At 42.3% G+C, this 18991-nt stretch carries 17 protein-coding genes, 1 other RNA gene and 1 riboswitch; of the genes, 14 read left to right on the top strand and 4 right to left on the bottom strand.

Annotated features, from left to right (window positions below):
* Window positions 1–16 precede the first annotated feature (16 nt).
* From H8B06_RS12650 to H8B06_RS12640, 3 genes are all read right to left on the bottom strand, one after another.
* The gene (locus H8B06_RS12650; RefSeq protein WP_190994634.1) at window positions 17–1342 is read right to left on the bottom strand and encodes an MATE family efflux transporter; all 1326 of its coding nucleotides are present in this window, start codon (window positions 1340–1342) and stop codon (window positions 17–19) included.
* A 26-nt stretch (window positions 1343–1368) separates the two neighbouring features.
* Window positions 1369–1680, bottom strand: a complete 312-nt coding sequence (locus tag H8B06_RS12645) for a hypothetical protein (protein WP_190994633.1) — start codon at window positions 1678–1680, stop codon at window positions 1369–1371.
* Window positions 1681–1804: 124 nt separating this feature from the next.
* Complete coding sequence (locus tag H8B06_RS12640) at window positions 1805–3010, bottom strand: multidrug effflux MFS transporter (RefSeq protein WP_223857654.1); 1206 nt, start codon at window positions 3008–3010, stop codon at window positions 1805–1807.
* Between the two features lie 107 nt (window positions 3011–3117).
* Here H8B06_RS12640 and H8B06_RS12635 point away from each other — a divergent pair, with 107 nt between their 5' ends.
* The 11 genes from H8B06_RS12635 (at window position 3118) to H8B06_RS12585 (ending at window position 15607) form a co-directional block, all read left to right on the top strand.
* Window positions 3118–6483, top strand: coding sequence for a DEAD/DEAH box helicase (locus H8B06_RS12635; protein ID WP_190994632.1), 3366 nt, complete (start codon window positions 3118–3120; stop codon window positions 6481–6483).
* A 1-nt stretch (window position 6484) separates the two neighbouring features.
* A riboswitch (TPP riboswitch) is annotated at window positions 6485–6581 on the top strand.
* A 55-nt stretch (window positions 6582–6636) separates the two neighbouring features.
* The gene (gene thiS / locus H8B06_RS12630) at window positions 6637–6855 is read left to right on the top strand and encodes a sulfur carrier protein ThiS (protein WP_223857653.1); all 219 of its coding nucleotides are present in this window, start codon (window positions 6637–6639) and stop codon (window positions 6853–6855) included.
* A 26-nt stretch (window positions 6856–6881) separates the two neighbouring features.
* Entirely contained in the window at window positions 6882–8696 is a 1815-nt protein-coding gene (thiC, locus tag H8B06_RS12625; RefSeq protein WP_190994631.1) for a phosphomethylpyrimidine synthase ThiC, read from the top strand.
* The gene (locus tag H8B06_RS12620) at window positions 8693–9301 is read left to right on the top strand and encodes a thiamine phosphate synthase (protein WP_190994630.1); all 609 of its coding nucleotides are present in this window, start codon (window positions 8693–8695) and stop codon (window positions 9299–9301) included. Before thiC ends, H8B06_RS12620 begins: the two co-directional genes overlap by 4 nt.
* Window positions 9288–9908 (top strand): thiamine phosphate synthase, encoded by a 621-nt coding sequence (thiE, locus tag H8B06_RS12615; RefSeq protein ID WP_190994629.1) that lies wholly within the window; start codon window positions 9288–9290, stop codon window positions 9906–9908. Before H8B06_RS12620 ends, thiE begins: the two co-directional genes overlap by 14 nt.
* Window positions 9905–10678, top strand: coding sequence for a thiazole synthase (locus H8B06_RS12610; protein WP_223857652.1), 774 nt, complete (start codon window positions 9905–9907; stop codon window positions 10676–10678). The genes thiE and H8B06_RS12610 overlap by 4 nt, the downstream gene beginning before the upstream one ends.
* An 8-nt stretch (window positions 10679–10686) precedes the next feature.
* Window positions 10687–11796, top strand: a complete 1110-nt coding sequence (gene thiH / locus H8B06_RS12605; protein WP_190994628.1) for a 2-iminoacetate synthase ThiH — start codon at window positions 10687–10689, stop codon at window positions 11794–11796.
* A 9-nt stretch (window positions 11797–11805) separates the two neighbouring features.
* Complete coding sequence (locus H8B06_RS12600; protein ID WP_190994627.1) at window positions 11806–12516, top strand: HesA/MoeB/ThiF family protein; 711 nt, start codon at window positions 11806–11808, stop codon at window positions 12514–12516.
* 81 nt (window positions 12517–12597) lie between these two features.
* Window positions 12598–13686, top strand: coding sequence for an MBL fold metallo-hydrolase (locus H8B06_RS12595; RefSeq protein WP_190994720.1), 1089 nt, complete (start codon window positions 12598–12600; stop codon window positions 13684–13686).
* Window positions 13687–13709: 23 nt separating this feature from the next.
* Window positions 13710–14624 carry a cysteine hydrolase family protein gene (locus H8B06_RS12590; RefSeq protein WP_190994626.1) on the top strand — a complete coding sequence of 305 codons (915 nt, stop codon included), beginning with the start codon at window positions 13710–13712 and terminating at the stop codon, window positions 14622–14624.
* Between the two features lie 131 nt (window positions 14625–14755).
* Window positions 14756–15607 (top strand): hypothetical protein, encoded by an 852-nt coding sequence (locus tag H8B06_RS12585; RefSeq protein WP_190994625.1) that lies wholly within the window; start codon window positions 14756–14758, stop codon window positions 15605–15607.
* 59 nt (window positions 15608–15666) lie between these two features.
* Here H8B06_RS12585 and H8B06_RS12580 read toward each other — a convergent pair whose 3' ends face one another.
* The gene (locus H8B06_RS12580; RefSeq protein ID WP_190994624.1) at window positions 15667–16533 is read right to left on the bottom strand and encodes a prolipoprotein diacylglyceryl transferase; all 867 of its coding nucleotides are present in this window, start codon (window positions 16531–16533) and stop codon (window positions 15667–15669) included.
* A 95-nt stretch (window positions 16534–16628) separates the two neighbouring features.
* Here H8B06_RS12580 and ssrA point away from each other — a divergent pair.
* From ssrA to H8B06_RS12565, 3 genes are all read left to right on the top strand, one after another.
* Window positions 16629–16996: a transfer-messenger RNA gene (ssrA, locus tag H8B06_RS12575) on the top strand.
* Window positions 16997–17247: 251 nt separating this feature from the next.
* Complete coding sequence (locus H8B06_RS12570) at window positions 17248–18051, top strand: GNAT family N-acetyltransferase (protein WP_190994623.1); 804 nt, start codon at window positions 17248–17250, stop codon at window positions 18049–18051.
* 93 nt (window positions 18052–18144) lie between these two features.
* Window positions 18145–18981 carry a DUF1835 domain-containing protein gene (locus H8B06_RS12565; RefSeq protein ID WP_190994622.1) on the top strand — a complete coding sequence of 279 codons (837 nt, stop codon included), beginning with the start codon at window positions 18145–18147 and terminating at the stop codon, window positions 18979–18981.
* Window positions 18982–18991: the final 10 nt, after the last annotated feature.

Below are 18991 nucleotides of genomic sequence, written 5' to 3'. Positions count from 1 at the left end.
TAAATATAGAAAATTGTTAAGTAATTACCATCCCCCGTAATATTTTAGGATAGTATATACCTAACATAACGGCCCGTGCAACGACATAAATAATAAAACTAATCCATAGGCCCACATTACCATAGGGAGGTGTTAACAACATGGCCGAGCCGATGAAAATAAACAAAGCCATCAGTGTTGCGTTTCGCATTTCCACACTTTTTGTTACGCCGATGAAAACGCCATCTAGTTGGAAAGCGGCGAAAGATAATGCAATGTAAATAGCAGCATACAGACTGTGGGCAGAAGCTATTGCTTGAACTTGCATATCTTTCGTGAGCAGCGAAATGAGGAAATCGCTTAGCATGTATACGCTGCACGCGAGGATTAACGCGGTAATACCTGCTAAAATACTGGAATGCCGAACCTGCTCGATAAAATAGGCTTTATCTTTTGCTCCATATGCTTTGCCTGTCAGCATTTCGGCGACATGGGCATAGCCATCCAGAAAGAAGGCAGAGAGGGACACAAATTGCAAGAGGACATGGTTGGCGGCTAAAACTTGATCGCCGAACTCTGCTCCCTGATTGGCAAACCAAGCAAAACCGCTAAGCAGGGCCAAGGTGCGAATCATGATATCGCCATTGACTTTAAACAAGGCAATAAGTTTTTCTTTATCGAAGACACGAGACCGCAATTGCTGCAAACGGTGGGAAAGACTCCGTAATTGCATCTTTTTGATGAGTAGGTAAGCCGCGAAAAATAATGTAGACCATTCGGCTATTACCGTACCGAACGCAATGCCGCGCACGCCAAGATCATATCCCACAACAAAAAGTACATTGAGAAGGATATTAAGTCCGTTGAGAAATAATTGGACGAACAGCAAGTGCTTTGTCCAGCCCATTCCGATAAGTGTACCTAATAACGTGAAGGTAATTAAGGTAGCCAGAGCTCCCCAGATACGGATATAGAAGTAGTCTCTTACAAGGGTTTTAATTTCATCGCTTGCTTTTAGTAAGCTGATGGCCGTTTCGCCAATCAGTCGTTGAAGTATGATAAGGACTAGACCGATTGTTGCCCCTAATAATACTGCCCGGAATAATAAGGCATGCATTTCATCTGTATCATTCGCTCCGGCTGCTTGCGATATAAAACCGGTTGTACCCATCCGGAGAAAACCAAACCCCCAATACACAAAGTTAAAAATTAATGATGCCAAAGCTATGGCACCCAAGTCTACGGCGGCTCCGGTTTGTCCGATAGCCGCAGTATCCGCCAATCCTAATAGGGGAACGGAAGCATTAGCCAGAATAACCGGAAATGCAAGTTTGATAATCCGGATGTAGTTCTTATGAATCATAACCCGCCCAAACTTACATAATATCTTTAATTAGATTCGTCTCTTGTATTGAATTCGTTGAATATCGTCGTAAATTCCGCTTTTTGTTTCTCCTCTGTCTGTGGATCAAAAGATAAGGCAACTTCATAATCATTGAGTACACTTCCTTCGGGAAGAGCAGCCCTTATATGTTCGATGTGATCCTCCATGGCTTCTCTTATTTCGCTTTTGCTCGTTATGGACTCCTCTTCTAGAGCGCTTTTCGATTCGTTTTCTGTTTGATCGTTCAACGCCCATTTCAAGCGCTTAAACTGCGTTTGATAAAAGGATGTAACATCAATATCTAAAGTACTTTTCATCTATTTATTTTTTTGTTCAATGGTTGATGAGAGCTATTTACATCTCGGTTTCCTATCTAAAGAACAAAAAACGATAGAAATAGTTTGTGTCTTTGTTTCTTGGAAGTCTGCTAATCAGAGGTCGCTAAGTATGGCTTCGGCGTTTGTCAACGAAGCAATATATCACGCAGGCGATTGTTGCACTAGCACACATAACAGCAACCATGGGTACCATCGAACCGTTGTGGAAATAACTGACGGAAGCGGAAGTTAGCGCACCTAATGCCATTTGGATACACCCTAAAAGCGCGGATGCAATGCCTGCAAGTCTGCTAAATGGAGCTAATGCTAAGGCGGATGTGTTTGGAAAGATGAAGCCTTGACTACAAAGGAAAAGACAGATAAGAACAAGCAATATATAGAGATTCATACCGCCTACTAAGGTGATGGCAACGAGCAATATACCAACAGATGCTTGTAAAAGACTTGCTTTTTTGGAAATTCCTTCGCTATTCCATTTATTCAAAAAAACGCGGTTAAGCTGGGTGGCCACAATCAACGAGGATGCGACTAATGCAAAGGCTGCGCCGTACTGGGCTTCAGACAGGCCAAATAATTGTTGTAGAACAAAAGGTGAACCAGATAGATAAGCATATAGCCCACTTGATGCGAAGCCACCAACAGCGGCGTATAAAAGAAATGTTGGGTTCCGAAAAACTTGCCAAAAATCAGTTATAATATACTTAGGATGTAGAGACATCTTCTTGTTACCTTGGTAGGATTCGGGTAAGATGAAAATGACACCTAAAAAGATCAAAAGGGCTAGTAAAGCTAGTATGATAAAAATAATATGCCAATCAAAATTGGTCAGCACAAAAGCGCCGACGCTAGGCGCTAAAATAGGAGAGATACCGATAACCAACATGAGCATACTGAATACCTTGGCGGCTTCCCTAGGTTCAAAAATATCCCGTACCATGGCGCGGCTCGCTACCATACCGGAGCAACTACCTAGCGCTTGGATAAAACGTAAAAAGATAAGATGGTTAGGTTCCTTTGTATAGGCACACAATATAGAAGCGACCATGTAGATCACCAAGCCTATAAGAAGTGGTTTTTTCCGTCCAAATTTGTCTAGTAGCGGGCCATAGATGAGTTGGCCAAATGCGATGCCAATAAAGAAGGCAGTCAGCGAAAGCTGTATATGTTCAATGGTTGTTTCGAAATCTAAAGCGATGGTTTCGAAAGCGGGGAGATACATATCGATCGAAAATGGACCGATAGCAGATAGTAAACCTAGTATTAACAGTATAACAAAACGCTTTTTTCGGGAAACGGCATTAATATTCATGTGTGGAAACTCTCTTTGTTGTGGGATAATGTCGGCACAAAATTAAGATAATATCCTAACTTTACTAATTGTAAGAATTTGACTGTTTTTTAGTTCATTTGCATTTCATGACGGAATTACCAAAAGAGTATACATTAGCTAATACAAACATAGAAAGCCTTTCGGTATTTGAGTTGCTGAAACATACAGCAAGTGGAGATTTTATGGAGAAGCGAGATTTTCAACATATTTCCGCTATTTCATTAGCATTGAATGCAGGTGTATTCACGAAAATAAATGTGGTAGGATTTCCGAATGTGGCGGTGAGCCAGATGGGTAATGCTATTATATCTTCCTGTTCTTGTATGCAGGGTTCTTCTACACTGTGTCTACATCAAGCCGAAATCATCTACGGTATTCTGGAACGAAAGGACTATCGTATTTTCTTTGATAAGATGCTTCGGCATAAAACGTTGTTGGCGCAAGCGAAATACTACGGTTTGGAAAACGAACCGCATTTGGATAGTTATTTCCAGTTGAGTCATCAAGAAGGAAAACTTCATATGGAAACCAGGATCAAAGAATTGCTCCCTATGGATGAGCAGCTTTTCAGAAAAGATCTACTACCTAAACAGCAATCCTTTTTAAAGGACTTGAATGCAAAGGATATCGGTAAAAAACAGCTATTGGTGATCGGTAGACATCGCTATTACCAACAGTTGAACTTCCTGTTGATGGAAGCGGCTATAACACAATCCGGCAAAATCAAGAATCCGATAGCGAACATAGATCCGATAAAGCTCGTTTGGAAAGCGGATGATCCACAGGAAATTAAATTCTACACCGCCCTTACGACTTTTCAACAGACCTATAGTGAAGATCATACAGAAGCGGAATCGGAAGCATTAAAATTGATTGTTGCGAATCCATTAGACTTGGAGGTTTACTATCACGATCGAGATATTTCAGAAACGGTTACAGCAAAGTCATTATTGCCTGTTGAATTAGCGGTGCTAAAAGCGGAGATACGGTTGCGGGTATTTAAAAAAGAACCATTTTACGAGGTTACCGGAGAATTACAATTTAATGATACGTCACTTCCATTTAAGAATACGGTTATTCGGCATGATTATTTCGTTTACCATCAACAGGTTTTCTATTTCGTAGACCATCCGGATATGCTTCGGGTGATTAGATTTTTTAAATCAAATAACGAGATTTTGCTGGTGCATGCTTCGAAATATGACGAATTCTTTCAAACGGTATTGGCACCATTGGAGGAGTTGCTGCATATTGATTATAGTTATATCCGCGTTGCTACTCCGGTACAATTGGCGGAAAAAAACTTCGAAACGGAACCCATTATATACTTACACCAAGAAGGCAACTATATATCCATAACACCGGTAATGAAATACGGTGCTATCGAGATTCCCGTGTATTCCCAGAAACAACTGCTAGACACCGATCAAAACGGGAACGAATTCAAAATCGAACGGGATAAAGAAGCGGAAGAACGCCTTACGTCAGTTGTGATGCAACAACACCCGGATTTTCGGGAGCAAATGAAAGGACATGAATATTTCTATTTGCACAAAGATCAGTTTTTGGATGAAGATTGGTTTCTGGAAGCCTTTGAGGTATGGCGGGCAAAAGGAATTACCATATTGGGATTCCATGAGCTTAAAAGTAATAGGCTAAATCCACACCGGGCGAAGATAAGTATCGAGGTGATCAGTGGTGTAGATTGGTTTAACGCCAAATTGAAAGTCCGTTTTGGGAAAAATAACGCCAGCTTAAAGCAGGTGTACCGTGCCATTCGGAACAAAAGCAAATTTGTGCAGCTGGATGATGGCACACAGGGGATATTGCCCGAGGAATGGATAACCAAAATTTCCCGTTATTTTCAAATAGGCGAAATCGATAAGGAATTGCTTAAAATTCCAAAAATCAACTTTTCCGAGGTAACAAAGCTATTTGAGAAAGACGTTTTGAGCGCAGAAGTACAAACCGAAATCCTAGCTTATCAGACACAATTCGTAAAACATAAAAGCTTTTCAGCGGTTTCGGTGCCGACTACGTTACAGGCGCAACTGCGGGACTATCAACGGGAAGGATTGAAATGGCTAAACTTTTTGGATAACTTCAATTTTGGGGGATGCCTTGCGGATGATATGGGGTTAGGAAAAACCTTGCAAATTATTGCCTTTATCTTAACGCAACGGGAAAAATATGGACATACAACGAATCTGGTTATTGTGCCGACCTCTTTGTTATTCAACTGGCAGGAAGAATTATCCAAATTTGCACCGTCCGTAAAAACACTATTGCATTACGGAGCGGAAAGGGGTAAAAGTGTCGAGGAGATGGACCAATATGAAGTGGTGTTGACCAGTTACGGTATGTTACTGTCAGATATCCGTTTTCTGAAAACGTTCCGTTTTAACTATATCTTTTTGGATGAATCGCAAGCCATTAAAAACCCAAGTTCTGAACGATACAAAGCTGCCCGACTTTTGCAGTCACGCAATAGAATTGTATTGACAGGAACACCTATGGAGAATAATACATTCGATCTTTACGGACAGTTATCGTTTGCTTGTCCGGGATTGCTGGGTAGCAAGCAATATTTTAGAGATACGTATGCCCTTCCGATTGATAAATTTGAATACAATAAGCGCGCGGTGGAACTTCAAGAGAAGGTTAGACCATTTATACTACGCCGGACAAAAAAGCAAGTTGCAAAAGAATTGCCCGAAAAAACGGAAATGATCATTTATTGCGAAATGAATGCGGAGCAACGCCGGATTTATGACGCTTATGAAAGAGAGTTACGGGAATTTATATCGGCGACTGATGAATCCGAAATTCATAAAAATAGTATGCATGTATTGACGGGGTTAACCAAGCTCCGCCAGATTTGTAACTCGCCTGTGTTGCTTAAAGAAGGTCATTCTGGTGATAACGCGATCAAAATTGAAGTGCTGACGGAACAAATCGAAAGCCAAGCCAAAGAACATAAAATTCTTGTTTTTTCGCAGTTTGTAGCGATGCTGGACTTGATTAAAGCTGAACTGGAGCGTAAAGATATTCCGTTTGTGTACTTGACTGGACAGACGAAAGATAGAGGAACTCCGGTGAAGCATTTCCAAACAGACGAGCATGTCCGTGTATTTCTAATTAGTCTGAAAGCGGGTGGGGTGGGGCTCAACCTCACCGAAGCGGATTATGTTTATCTTGTTGATCCTTGGTGGAATCCCGCCGTAGAAAATCAGGCGATAGATCGTAGCCATCGTATCGGTCAGCAGAAAAATGTAGTGGCCGTTCGGCTAATCTGTTCGGACACGGTCGAGGAAAAAATCGTGCATCTGCAAAAGAAAAAGAATAAGCTGGCGCAAGCGTTGATTAAGACCGATAAATCTTATTTAGATGGTCTATCCAAGCAGGATTTGTTGGAAGTATTAGGTTTTATTCCAAAAAAAGTATTATCTTAGTCCCACACTTTAGGGGTGTCTGCGTTTAGCAGACTGAGATTTTACCCTTTGAACCTGATCCGGATCATACTGGCGTAGGGAAAAGTAAGATGTCTTCACTGATGCATTCCGCATTGTCGTAGCCATTCCTAAAGTTTTATTTATTAGAATAAAATGTCAACAGGAATGGAACTTATCATCAATCATCAACAAAAGTTTTTTGGAGAGGCTCCGGCTTCATTGGAGGAGTTAATGCAATTGGAAGCTCCGGGGAAATCCAAAGGTATTGCCGTAGCCGTTAATAACCAAGTTGTGCCCAAAACACAATGGGCCTCTACTGTATTACGAGACAAGGATTTTATTCTCATCATCACGGCCACACAAGGTGGTTAATTCCGTCATCTATCAATCAGCATATTATGATCAAGCAAACAATCACACACAAGCCATTTCCGAATTCCAAAAAGGTCTACGTCGAAGGGAAGCTCTTCCCGATTAAGGTTGCCATGCGCGAGATTGCGCAACATCCAACGAGATTAAGTACAGGAGCGTTAGAAATTAATCCGCCAATAACCGTGTACGACACTTCTGGTCCTTATACAGACGAACATGCAGCAATAGATGTCCGTAAAGGTCTTGCCAGGATTCGTGAGCAATGGATATTGGACAGGGGAGATGTACAAGTGTTGGACAATATCAGTTCCGAATATGGAAAAGCACGCTTGGCCGACCAAAGCTTGGACGAATTACGTTTCGAATATAGCCATAAACCGAAGGTTGCTAAAGAAGGATATAATGTAACGCAGCTACATTATGCTAAAAGAGGGATGATTACACCTGAAATGGAGTATATCGCCATTCGGGAAAACCAGCGTATAGAACAGTTGGAAGCAGCAACAACGGCTATGCGTCAACAGCATGACGGTCATAGTTTTGGTGCGCACACGCCAAAACAGAAAATCACATCCGAATTTGTACGCGATGAGATCGCAGCAGGAAGAGCCATTATTCCCAATAATATCAATCACCCCGAAAGTGAACCCATGATCGTCGGGCGCAATTTTTTGGTGAAGATAAATGCCAATATCGGAAACAGTGCGGTTTCGTCAAGTATCGAAGAAGAGGTAGAAAAAGCCGTATGGGCTTGTCGATGGGGAGCCGATACCATTATGGACCTGTCCACCGGAAAAAATATACACGAAACCAGGGAATGGATCATCCGTAATTCACCGGTACCGATCGGAACAGTACCGATTTATCAAGCGTTGGAGAAAGTAAAAGGCATTGCCGAAGATTTAACATGGGAAATCTTTAGAGATACGTTAATAGAGCAGGCGGAACAAGGCGTGTCCTATTTTACGATCCATGCTGGTGTCCTGTTGCGGTATATCCATTTGACGGCAGACCGCGTAACGGGTATTGTTTCCCGCGGGGGATCTATCATGGCAAAATGGTGTCTGTTTCATCATAAAGAGAACTTTTTATATACCCATTTCGAAGAAATCTGCGAGATTATGAAGCGCTATGATGTGGCCTTTTCACTAGGGGATGGCCTACGCCCAGGCGCCATTGCGGATGCCAACGATGCGGCCCAGTTTGCCGAACTGGAAACCTTGGGAGAGTTGACTAAGATTGCGTGGAAACACGATGTGCAGGTGATGATCGAAGGACCAGGGCATGTACCGATGCATATGATTAAGGAGAATATGGATAAACAGCTGGCAGAGTGCGATGAAGCGCCTTTTTATACGTTAGGTCCATTGACTACGGATATTGCTCCGGGATACGATCATATTACGTCCGCTATTGGAGCGGCTATGATCGGCTGGTATGGTTGTGCGATGTTATGTTACGTTACGCCGAAGGAACATCTGGGGCTGCCCAATAAAAAAGATGTGAAAGATGGTGTGATTACCTACAAACTGGCAGCTCATGCAGCTGATTTGGCGAAAGGACACCCGGGAGCGCAGTATAGGGATAATGCCTTGAGCAAAGCGAGGTTTGAGTTCCGCTGGGAAGACCAGTTCAATTTATCGCTGGATCCCGATACAGCACGTGAATTCCACGATGAGACCCTCCCCGCAGACGGCGCCAAGGTAGCGCATTTCTGTTCGATGTGTGGCCCAAAATTCTGTTCGATGAAAATCACACAAGAGATTAGAGATGTGGCCAGAGAGGGAATGGCAGAGAAATCCAAAGAATTTATAGAACAAGGTAAAGAAATCTATCTATGATCATACTGCTGTCGCCGGAACAGCCTGTAGCGCATGAATCAGCGATTGTCAATACGCTTTTGGAACGCGGACTATCGCTGTTTCATATTCGGAAATATCAGCTTACCGATGTGGAGATGGCGGCCTATGTAGACGCTATTGATCCTGACTATCGTAAACAGGTGGTGTTGCATTCGCATTTTCACTTAGCAAACGAACTCGGTATCGGGCGCCTGCATGTTCGCGAAGAAGACCGGAAGCAGCATAAACAGCAAGCATTCATGACTGGGTTTACTTTATCTACATCGGTTCATACCATCACAACGTTCAATACCTTGGATGCTCTATGGGATTATGCTTTTTTATCACCGGTTTTTCCCAGTATCTCTAAAAAAGGATACGGTATAACCCATACCGTTTTGCACGATTTGCGTCTGCGGCGCAATCCACACGTGCGACTCGTCGGGTTAGGCGGTATAGACGAACAGAACTATGGACAGGTTTTTACAGCAGGAGCAGATGCGATCGCCCTATTGGGCGCTATTTGGAACAGTCCGCAGCCGATACAGGTATTTGATACGATACATAAAAACATCCATACGGAGATTCATCATGAAGCTAAGTAAACTACAATATATATCACAAGGCACTACGGCTAAAGAACAAGCCTATCATATCCAGCAAGCATTGGATCACGGAGCCGATTGGATCCAGCTACGTTGGAAAACGGCTGCCGACGAAGAGCGTATAAAACTCGCTGAGCAGGTAAAACAACAATGTCAGCAATACCAGGCTATCTGTATCATTAATGACAGCATTGCGGTTGCCAAACATATCGATGCCGATGGCGTGCATCTCGGATTGGACGATGAGGGAATCGAAAAGGCACGAAGTGTCCTCGGACAAGGGAAGATAATCGGCGGCACAGCCAATACGATAACAGATGTTATAAAAAGAATAGACGAGGGGTGCAGCTATATTGGCCTAGGGCCATATCGAACGACGAGAACCAAGGAGAAATTGAGCCCGATCTTAGGTCTGGAGGGGTATCGGGAGATCATGCAATATCTAAAAAATCGGGCTATACATTGTCCCCCGATTTATGCGATCGGAGGGATTGGCCTCACCGACATCCAATCCTTGTTAGCTGAAGGAATTTATGGTGTCGCTGTATCCAAGGTTATAACGGATACGCCGACGATTGTTTCTGACTTTAAAAAACGATTACGATGAATATATTAACGATAGCAGATAAAACATTTAACTCTAGGCTGTTTCTAGGAACAGGGAAGTTTGGTAGATTAGAAGAGATGGCCGAAGCCGTTCGTCGTTCCGGATCGGAATTGGTAACCATGGCCTTGAAGCGTGTGGACTTACAGTCGGATTCGGACGATTTGCTGCAGGCGTTACAAATTCCCCATGTCAATCTATTACCGAATACATCGGGTGCGCGAAATGCCGAAGAAGCTATCTTGGCAGCACAGCTGGCTAGAGAGGCCTTGGAAACCAACTGGGTGAAATTGGAAATCCATCCCGATCCAAGATATCTGCTGCCTGACCCGATAGAGACGCTCAAGGCTACCGAATTATTGGCAAAAGATGGCTTTGTCGTGATGCCTTATATTCATGCAGATTCTGTCTTATGCAAAAGATTGGAAGAAGCGGGTACAGCCGTGGTGATGCCGCTTGGTGCTCCGATTGGCAGTAACAAAGGCTTGTTAACGTTAGATTTTCTGGAAATCATTATTGAACAGAGTAACGTCCCTGTAGTCGTGGATGCGGGTATCGGTGCGCCTTCGGATGCCGCGAAAGCCATGGAGATTGGAGCCGATGCGGTTCTGGTCAATACAGCCATAGCGGTTGCAAACGATCCGGCGGCAATGGCGATAGCATTTAAAGAAGCGGTCGTTGCCGGACGAAGAGCTTATGAAGCCGGTTTGCCGGCCTCGCATGCAGTTGCAGCGCCATCAAGCCCTTTGACGGATTTTTTGCTACATAAATAACGGAGAAAATGCAATCATTTGAAAATACATTTCATCAATATAGCTGGACTTCCATTCACGACCGCATTTATAGCGCTCGTAAAGCAGATGTACAGCGCAGTCTGCACAAGACTAAAAAAACAATAGATGATTTTTTAGTGCTGTTATCACCCGCGGCGAGTGATTCGCTGGAAGAGATGGCGCAGTTGACGCAACAACTTACCCAAAAGAGATTTGGAAAAACTATACAACTGTATGCGCCGCTGTATCTTAGCAATGAATGTCAGAATATCTGCACGTATTGCGGTTTTAGCATGGATAACCAAATCAAGCGCAGAACCTTGAGCAGTATCGAGATTATGCAAGAGGCCGCTGCGCTGAAAGCCATGGGCGTAAATCACGTCCTCTTAGTCAGCGGCGAAGCCAATAAAACAGTGGGTATAGAATACTTTCTCCAGGCCATAAAGCTGTTACGTCCACATTTTGCACATATCTCCATCGAAGTACAACCATTGTCGTTAGAAGAATATGAAGCTGTGCATCAAGCTGGCGTGCACGCCGTGCTGGTGTACCAGGAAACCTACCATGAAGAGGTGTATAAGCGTTATCATCCGAAAGGTAAAAAGTCAAACTTTGCATTCCGCCTGGATACACCCGATAGGTTAGGGCAGGCGGGATTACATAAAATAGGTCTGGGCGTTTTGTTGGGTTTAGAAGATTGGCGGGTAGACAGTTTCTTCAATGCGCTGCATATTGATTACCTGCAGAAAACATACTGGCAGACGAAATATTCCGTTTCCTTTCCGCGTCTGCGGCCGGCTGAAGGTATTATAGAGCCCAACTTTATCATGGAAGATCGGGATTTGCTGCAGCTGATCTGTGCCTATAGGATCTGGAACGCAGATTTGGAGATTTCCATTTCGACCCGGGAGAATGAAAAATTCCGAAACCATATCATTTCGCTGGGTGCTACGACAATGAGTGCGGCATCGAAAACCAATCCTGGAGGATATGTGGTGGATCCGCAATCTTTGGAACAGTTCGAAACCAGCGACGAACGTAGCATGGACGAAGTACGAAAGGTTATTTATCAAGCAGGATATGAGCCCGTTATGAAAGATTGGGATATTTATTGGTAATAAAAAAAGATGCAGACAAACGACGTGTTTAAGCGATATAGCAGACAGATATTTATCGAAGAGATAGGTGTAGATGGGCAACGGAAGATCGGCAATGCCAAGGTCCTCGTGATCGGCGCAGGTGGACTGGGCAGCCCGGTCATACAGTATTTAGCGGCTGCAGGGATAGGAACGCTAGCGGTTGTTGACTTTGACGACGTGGAAATACATAACCTCAACAGGCAGGTCATTCATCGCGAAAGTACGGTTGGAAAATCCAAGACGGAGAGCGCAGCTGGTTTTATAAGGGATTTTAATAGCCATATTACCTTCGTTCCGGTCTGTCAAAAAATAGACGCCGAAAATGTCCAGGATGTCATCCGTGATTATGATATTGTGGTAGATGGTTCTGATAATTTTACAACACGCTATATCGTGAATGATGCCTGTGTAGCGCTGAATAAACCACTCGTTTATGGCAGCATTTTCGCTTTTGAAGGACAGGTAGCTGTTTTTAATTTTCAGGGAAGCAAAAATCTCCGGGATCTGTTTCCACAGGCTCCAAATCCCGAAGACGTGCCCAATTGTGATCGTAACGGTGTGTTAGGTCCGCTACCGGGAATTGTGGGTACGATGATGGCCATGCAGGTACTTAAAATGGTTACGGGGCTGCCGATAGAGACCAACCAGCTCACGATTATCGATACACTAAATTGGCGTTTTATGACAGTTGCATTTTGATACCTGCAGATTATGACTTTTAGATGATGTGTATTCCCCCTAATTTTGGCTGCATCAATGAAAAAGTTTTTAATTCGAAGTATGCAGATTCTACTTGTCCTCATTATACTGATCGTTATCGGTGGACTTATTTACTTGCGGCATGATCGATTCGGTGCAAATGCTACCGGGGATCGTCTTGCGCTGATGGAAAGCAAACCCAATTATCAAAACGGCGCGTTTGATAACCTAGAGCCTACGCCGGCACTAGCAGAAGGGGTTACTTATCGGGATATTATCAGAGCATTCTTCTTTACCAAAAAAGTGCGCAATGTACCTCAAGATTCCATACCTGTCGTCAAAACTGACTTGCACACGCTTCCTGCGGAAAGTAACCTTTACGTATGGTTTGGGCATTCCTCGTATTTTATCCAACTGGATGGAAAGAAAATTTTAGTTGATCCGGTCTTCAGCAAATACGCTACACCAGTACGTATTAACGTACGGGCTTTCAATAGCACGTATAATTACACCGTCCAGGACATGCCCGAGATAGATATACTTTTCATCACGCATGATCATTGGGATCACCTGGACTACAACACATTTATGAAGCTTAAACATAAAGTTAAACATATTGTCACCGGTCTAGGGGTAGGAGCACACTTAGAAAAATGGGGTTATCCCGCTAATCGGATTACAGAACTATATTGGGGAGACAGCGTGGAGCTGGACGGTATGCAAATTACTTCTACTACAGCAAGACACTTTTCGGGCCGTACTTTTAAAAGGAATACGACGCTTTGGTCATCGTTCATTCTGAATGGTTCTAAAAAATTGTTTCTGGGTGGCGATAGTGGTTATGGTAAGCATTTCAAAGAAATAGGACAACAATATGGACCTTTTGATTTTGCGATTTTAGAAAACGGGCAGTACAATGAGATGTGGCATAATATCCACATGATGCCCGAAGAGGTTGTTCAAGCTACACAGGATCTGCAAGCGGCTTATGTGATTCCTGTCCATTCTTCTAAATTTCCGCTTGCGAACCACCCTTGGGATGAACCGCTCATCAGGATTACCAAAGCGGCTCAGGAAAGCAATGTTGATGTCGTTACTCCTCAGATAGGGCAGGTGGTTTATATGGATAGTATTGCGTCGAATAGCGCTTGGTGGGAGGGTATTCGGTAATTATATGTTCACCTATTTATGATATGAAAGCAGCTTACGAAGATATTGTTAACGTCAATCACATCGCTTCATTTGTTAGCAGAGAAAACTTAGCCGATATCTTGGCATTAGCTCAACGAGAAAATATTGCACCTGCTTCACAGGATGTAAAACGAACGCTACTTTTAGCTATCGATGTGCAAAATGATTTTATGGAAGGCATCGGTAGTCTGGCTGTAGCGGGCTCGAAGGGAGATGTACGACGGCTGACGAAATGGATGTATCGTCATATCGAATCACTGACGGGAGTAATCTGTAGCCTGGATTGCCATTCGATGATGCAAATTTTCCACCCGGTTTGGTGGCTGGACAAGGAGGGGAAGCACCCAGAACCTTTTACGATTATCCGCTATCATGATGTTGCAAATGGAACCTGGACAGTAGCCAATGGAGAGACAGAACGTTCTTTAGACTACTTACGCAACCTGGAATTTGAGGGTAAAAAGCAACTTTGTATCTGGCCATATCATTGCTTGGAGGGCACATTTGGCGCTAAACTCGAGTCGGAGTTTACAAAAATGTTATATTTTCATGCAGCAGTACGTAACACGAAGCCTAAGTTGGTTTATAAAGGACAGAATCCATACACCGAAATGTATGGTATCATCAAAGCGGAATACGACAAGGAACACTACGTAAACCATGCGGTGCTTAATGCCATCCGTGCGTATGATGCTATTTTTATCGCCGGTGAAGCTTCCAGCCACTGCGTGTTAGCTTCTGTGGAACAGATTTTGGAGTATTATGCAGCCGATAGATCGATTACCTCGCGTATTACGTTGTTGGAAGACTGTATGTCTCCTATTGCCGGTTTTGAAAACAGTACACGGCAGCGGTTTGAAGAACTAAGGGATACATATGGTGTCCAGATCAGAAAATCTATGGAAATAATCTTATAACGTAAAAATCGTATCTTTCCTTATCCTATTTACAGCTAATGAAGTTTATCGCAATTATAATATGGGTGTCGTTATATTGTCCGTTGCTTGCTCAACAAAAATTTGTGTTCAAGGAAGATTTGACACAAGAGATGAGATATAAGGTTTCGCGTATCAATGGAACAGACAGAGGAGAGGCATTATTTCAACAGGACATGGATAGTCTATTGCGTCAATCCCCGTTATTTTCATCTGACGATTTTTTTTCGGCAGACGTTTATACGTCAATACGATTTGAAAATGATGAAAAGGCTATCCAGCAAAATGTCGTGATCAGAACGGAAAAGGAGGAATCTATATCAGTTGAACAAGAAGCTGAAATAAAACGGATGATTGAGCGTCTAAAATCAGGATGGCGACCCGCAATGGAGAACAATAATGTTGTAAACACATCTTATATGATTAGGATGCAGATTAAGTCAGCGGCGAATTATCCTATAGGAGTATATAGGCTTGATTTAGGATCAACATCTCAAAAGACGAAATTCGGTTTGCCTTGTTTTCAGTCGTATAACATAAATAAGGATTACGAGATTCTTCGCTATCTATTTACAGCGTCGGAAATTATGGCTGAATATAATGGTGGTTTGCAATGTATGGCAAATGATATAAATATGTTATTGGATATTTCTCGTTATTCACGGGGTGAGCGTATACAAGATAGTTGTACGATCGATTTTATTGTAAATAGGGAAGGGAAATTTGGTTTACTAGATACTTATAAGCCAAAAAACGAACACGAAGAGCTCATCTTAAAGCGACTAAGACAACTAAGCTGTAATTGGAAACCGGGCATTAGCGGTGGTCGTCGGTTGAATACAAGTAATAAGTATCGTTTTTTTTATAGTTATGTCTCCAAAAATACTTCAGAACAAGACCATCCTCGACAACTTAAAATTGATAAAATTGTACGGCTGCGTGGGGAAGCGGTGGTAAACCGTTGAGTAGGATGATGTAAGATAAAAAATAGCCACTACTTAAATCGTGGCTATTCTGCAAATTTCTATTTCTTCTTTTTCTTTCCTTTTGTTGCTTTCTTTTCTTTTTTATCCAGTACGTCCTCAATCAGCTTTTTTAATTTCTTCTTGAGTCCGCCAAACGGTTTTTCGTCTTTTACATTGGTTTTCTTGTCAATCGTTTTTTTAGACTTTGGATTGGTCTTTTTGCTGTCTTTCTTCTTTTCCTTTTTATCCTTTTCCTTCTTTTTGCCAGGCTTGACTTGTTCTTTTACCTCGCTTTTATAAGAAGCCTCTTTTACGAGTTTCTTTGCATCGGTCGATTTTTGCTTTTTCTGTCCACTTTTTTCAGTTGACGACGAGGTAGAACCTTTTTTTATCTTAGGGGTATCTTTAGTTGCACTATCGGTTTTTGGCGCTGCGGTCTTTGTTGCGGAAGCTGCTTTTGGTTTGCTAGCGGTAACTGGCTTAGCAGGTGCAGTCTTGCTTGCAGTGGTAGCCGCAGGCTTCGCTGCGCTATTGGTTTTTGACGCTGCAGTTTTCGTTGCGGAAGCAGCTTTTGGTTTGCTAGCGGTAGCTGGCTTAGCAGGTGTCGTCTTGTTTGCTGCGGTAGCCGTAGGCTTCGCTGCGCTATTGGTTTTTGGCGCTGCGGTTTTTGTTGCAGAAGCAGCCTTTGGTTTGCTAGCGGTAGCAGGCTTAGCAGGTGCCGTCTTGTTTGCTGCGGTAGCCGTAGGCTTCGCTGCGCTATTGGCTTTTGGCGCTGCGGTTTTCGTTGCAGAAGTTGCCTTCGGTTTGCTCGCAGTAGCGGATTTTGCAACGGTGGTCTTATCTACGGTTTCTGTAGGTTTTGCCGATGATGCCGCTGTTTCTTTAAGCGGCTCATTTTCGGGATTTGATTTCTTTTCTGTAGCCATGAAGATATGTTTAAGTAAAACTAAATTATCTGTTTCCGTTCTAAATATAACGAAAAACAAATAATTTTTCGTAATTTTGTAGATTATATAATCATGGGGCCGACCGGAATTGACAGGATAGCGATGGTTATGTAAGCATGCAGTGCATTGTTAGTCTAGCACTTTAATCTGAACTTTCAACTTTATAACTGGCGAAGAAAACTACGCCTTAGCTGCTTAAGTTAGACTTAACATAGCTATTTGTCCCGTTAGATCCTGTTCTTTGGTCTAACATCAGGGGCATCGAACTATAGAACTGGCAAGTGTGATGTTGCTAAGCACTTGTGAGATACAGCAACTAAGGAGAACGGTATAGGTAAGTTTCTCACCTTCCCTCTTCCGACAATTAAAGAGAAACTAAGCATGTAGAAAGCGTAAATCATACTATGTTTGGACGAGAGTTCGAATCTCTCCGGCTCCACAAAAAGACATCTTTATAGGATGTCTTTTTTTGTTTAAGGAGGGATGAGAATCCGATAAGAGGTTTCGAAATGTATTCGCTGCGGATTGTTTTATACGGTGGGGTTGTTTGACCTCATGAGAAGAACATAAAAACGAAAAATATCTTTAGTCATTACCTAGGTATATTTTTGTAAATTGCAACATGTCACTTCACACAGATTAATCATTGAAATTGTACTTTGGACGACGATATGGTCCAATACTCACTAAAGCATGGATATACAACCTCTCTGTATACAAGATTTACCTTTTATCCGACACCTCCAGCCTAATGGATGGGGAGATATTACCATACATCTGATGGAATACTGCCTGCAATCATTTTGCAATCCTATTAAAGTTGTTGACGGAAACAACATTGTTGGTGTTGGATCCTTAATATTACACGGAAGTTCCGCATGGTTGGGGCATATTATTGTAGACGAATCGTATCGAGGTCGAGGTATTGGTTATAAGATCGTTAAATACTTAGTAGGGGCTGCGATCAAAAGCGGGTCATCATCCATCAATTTAATCGCGACAGACTTAGGTGTACCAGTATATAAAAAAGTCGGTTTTAGGATAGTCGGGGCATATCAATTTTTTAAGAGGGAACACGATTGGACTCCAAAATCTTTGTCGAACAAATTGAAGGTAGCGACAACTGCTCATTATGAACAAATTCTAAAATTGGATTACGAAATAAATGGAGAAAACCGAAAGGAATTGCTCGAAAATCATCTTAAACGAGCCGTAATTTTTGAGCAAGAAGGACTGATTGAAGGTTATTATTTGCCACAGCTGGGGCAAGGACCTATTTATGCAAGGACTAAGCGAGCGGGTTTGGGATTAATGGAGCTCAAATATAGCGCCGTAGATACCGCTGTTTTACCTGTAGATAATAACGTAGGTATTCAATTTCTATTAAAAACTGGTTTTGAACCACAGCGCACGAAGGCTATAAGGATGACTTATGGCTCGGAAACGCTATGGCACCCCAATTTAATATTCAGTAGAATTGGAGGCAATTATGGATAAGTCATCAAAATATAGGTAAAAAATCAGCCATCGTCGTAAGCTGTTGCCAAGATAATTTGGATTTAGAGAAAATGTTGAACCACAATTAAATTTATGCTTAGAAAAGATTTACACATCACTTTTGGCTTCTCAGGGAATGCCGTACTTAAAGAGAGTCAATTAATTAATACTAAGCAAGGCGAGATACTCGGTTTCACCGACCCGCTTTCTCAGGGGCCACTATGTGACCTTGAAGATACAGAAACAATCAAACGTAGAAAGCTTTGGATGAAAGATGTTTTTGGATCAATTCAATTGGAGGGAGGTTCTACCTTTATAGACGATGATCTAAATCTTCTGACTAGGTTGATGAACAATGCCGTTGATTTTAATGCCATTTACCTATGGCTTGGTGATGAAGCTGACGAAAAAATTACGGCTGCGAGACTACTCTACCACCTACAGGGACAACTTATTCCTATTTATAAACTTAATTTCGATAAGATGGAATTTCGGAACGAGAAGGGGACAAAACTTGAAATTAATACGCTACAAGTAATGTGTGTGGATAATATTCCTGAAGCCTCTAAATATTTTGTAGAATTAAGCGCAGCTGACAAACAAGCTTTTGTGTCTCTTTGGGATAACATTCGCGAGGATGTATCTGCTGTGCATATTTTTGACAAGTCTGGAAAGTATGTGTCTGGTAATGAAACCTTTTTTGACGAATTACTGTTGAGTAAATGTAATAATACAACGCAACGTTCGTCACTTATTGTCGCTAATACGCTTTTTACTATATGGGAAAAGTTTGGCGGTGGAGTTGTTGGAGACCTTTTCCTTTATCATCGATTGAAGATGTTATCAAAGATGGGGAAGATAGAGATTTCAAATCCACATGAAGATGCTGAGAGGGCAAAAATGATATTCGATGTTAAAAAGTTGAATTAAACTTGTCTTT

The sequence above is a fragment of the Sphingobacterium micropteri genome, assembly GCF_014692515.1.
GTDB lineage: Bacteria > Bacteroidota > Bacteroidia > Sphingobacteriales > Sphingobacteriaceae > Sphingobacterium > Sphingobacterium micropteri.
This window is presented reverse-complemented; position numbering and strand designations above follow the sequence as displayed.

What these genes read in the sequence shown, in the direction of transcription:
- H8B06_RS12590 (WP_190994626.1), top strand. Translation starts at nt 13,710, where the DNA reads ATGAAAGCAGCTTACGAAGATATTGTTAACGTCAATCACATCGCTTCA.
- H8B06_RS12610 (WP_223857652.1), top strand. Translation starts at nt 9,905, where the DNA reads ATGAATATATTAACGATAGCAGATAAAACATTTAACTCTAGGCTGTTT.
- H8B06_RS12570 (WP_190994623.1), top strand. Translation starts at nt 17,248, where the DNA reads ATGGATATACAACCTCTCTGTATACAAGATTTACCTTTTATCCGACAC.
- H8B06_RS12645 (WP_190994633.1), bottom strand. Translation starts at nt 1,680, where the DNA reads ATGAAAAGTACTTTAGATATTGATGTTACATCCTTTTATCAAACGCAG.
- H8B06_RS12640 (WP_223857654.1), bottom strand. Translation starts at nt 3,010, where the DNA reads ATGAATATTAATGCCGTTTCCCGAAAAAAGCGTTTTGTTATACTGTTA.
- H8B06_RS12585 (WP_190994625.1), top strand. Translation starts at nt 14,756, where the DNA reads ATGAGATATAAGGTTTCGCGTATCAATGGAACAGACAGAGGAGAGGCA.
- H8B06_RS12595 (WP_190994720.1), top strand. Translation starts at nt 12,598, where the DNA reads ATGCAGATTCTACTTGTCCTCATTATACTGATCGTTATCGGTGGACTT.
- thiS (WP_223857653.1), top strand. Translation starts at nt 6,637, where the DNA reads ATGTCAACAGGAATGGAACTTATCATCAATCATCAACAAAAGTTTTTT.
- H8B06_RS12650 (WP_190994634.1), bottom strand. Translation starts at nt 1,342, where the DNA reads ATGATTCATAAGAACTACATCCGGATTATCAAACTTGCATTTCCGGTT.
- thiH (WP_190994628.1), top strand. Translation starts at nt 10,687, where the DNA reads ATGCAATCATTTGAAAATACATTTCATCAATATAGCTGGACTTCCATT.
- H8B06_RS12565 (WP_190994622.1), top strand. Translation starts at nt 18,145, where the DNA reads ATGCTTAGAAAAGATTTACACATCACTTTTGGCTTCTCAGGGAATGCC.
- thiC (WP_190994631.1), top strand. Translation starts at nt 6,882, where the DNA reads ATGATCAAGCAAACAATCACACACAAGCCATTTCCGAATTCCAAAAAG.
- H8B06_RS12580 (WP_190994624.1), bottom strand. Translation starts at nt 16,533, where the DNA reads ATGGCTACAGAAAAGAAATCAAATCCCGAAAATGAGCCGCTTAAAGAA.
- H8B06_RS12635 (WP_190994632.1), top strand. Translation starts at nt 3,118, where the DNA reads ATGACGGAATTACCAAAAGAGTATACATTAGCTAATACAAACATAGAA.
- thiE (WP_190994629.1), top strand. Translation starts at nt 9,288, where the DNA reads ATGAAGCTAAGTAAACTACAATATATATCACAAGGCACTACGGCTAAA.
- H8B06_RS12620 (WP_190994630.1), top strand. Translation starts at nt 8,693, where the DNA reads ATGATCATACTGCTGTCGCCGGAACAGCCTGTAGCGCATGAATCAGCG.
- H8B06_RS12600 (WP_190994627.1), top strand. Translation starts at nt 11,806, where the DNA reads ATGCAGACAAACGACGTGTTTAAGCGATATAGCAGACAGATATTTATC.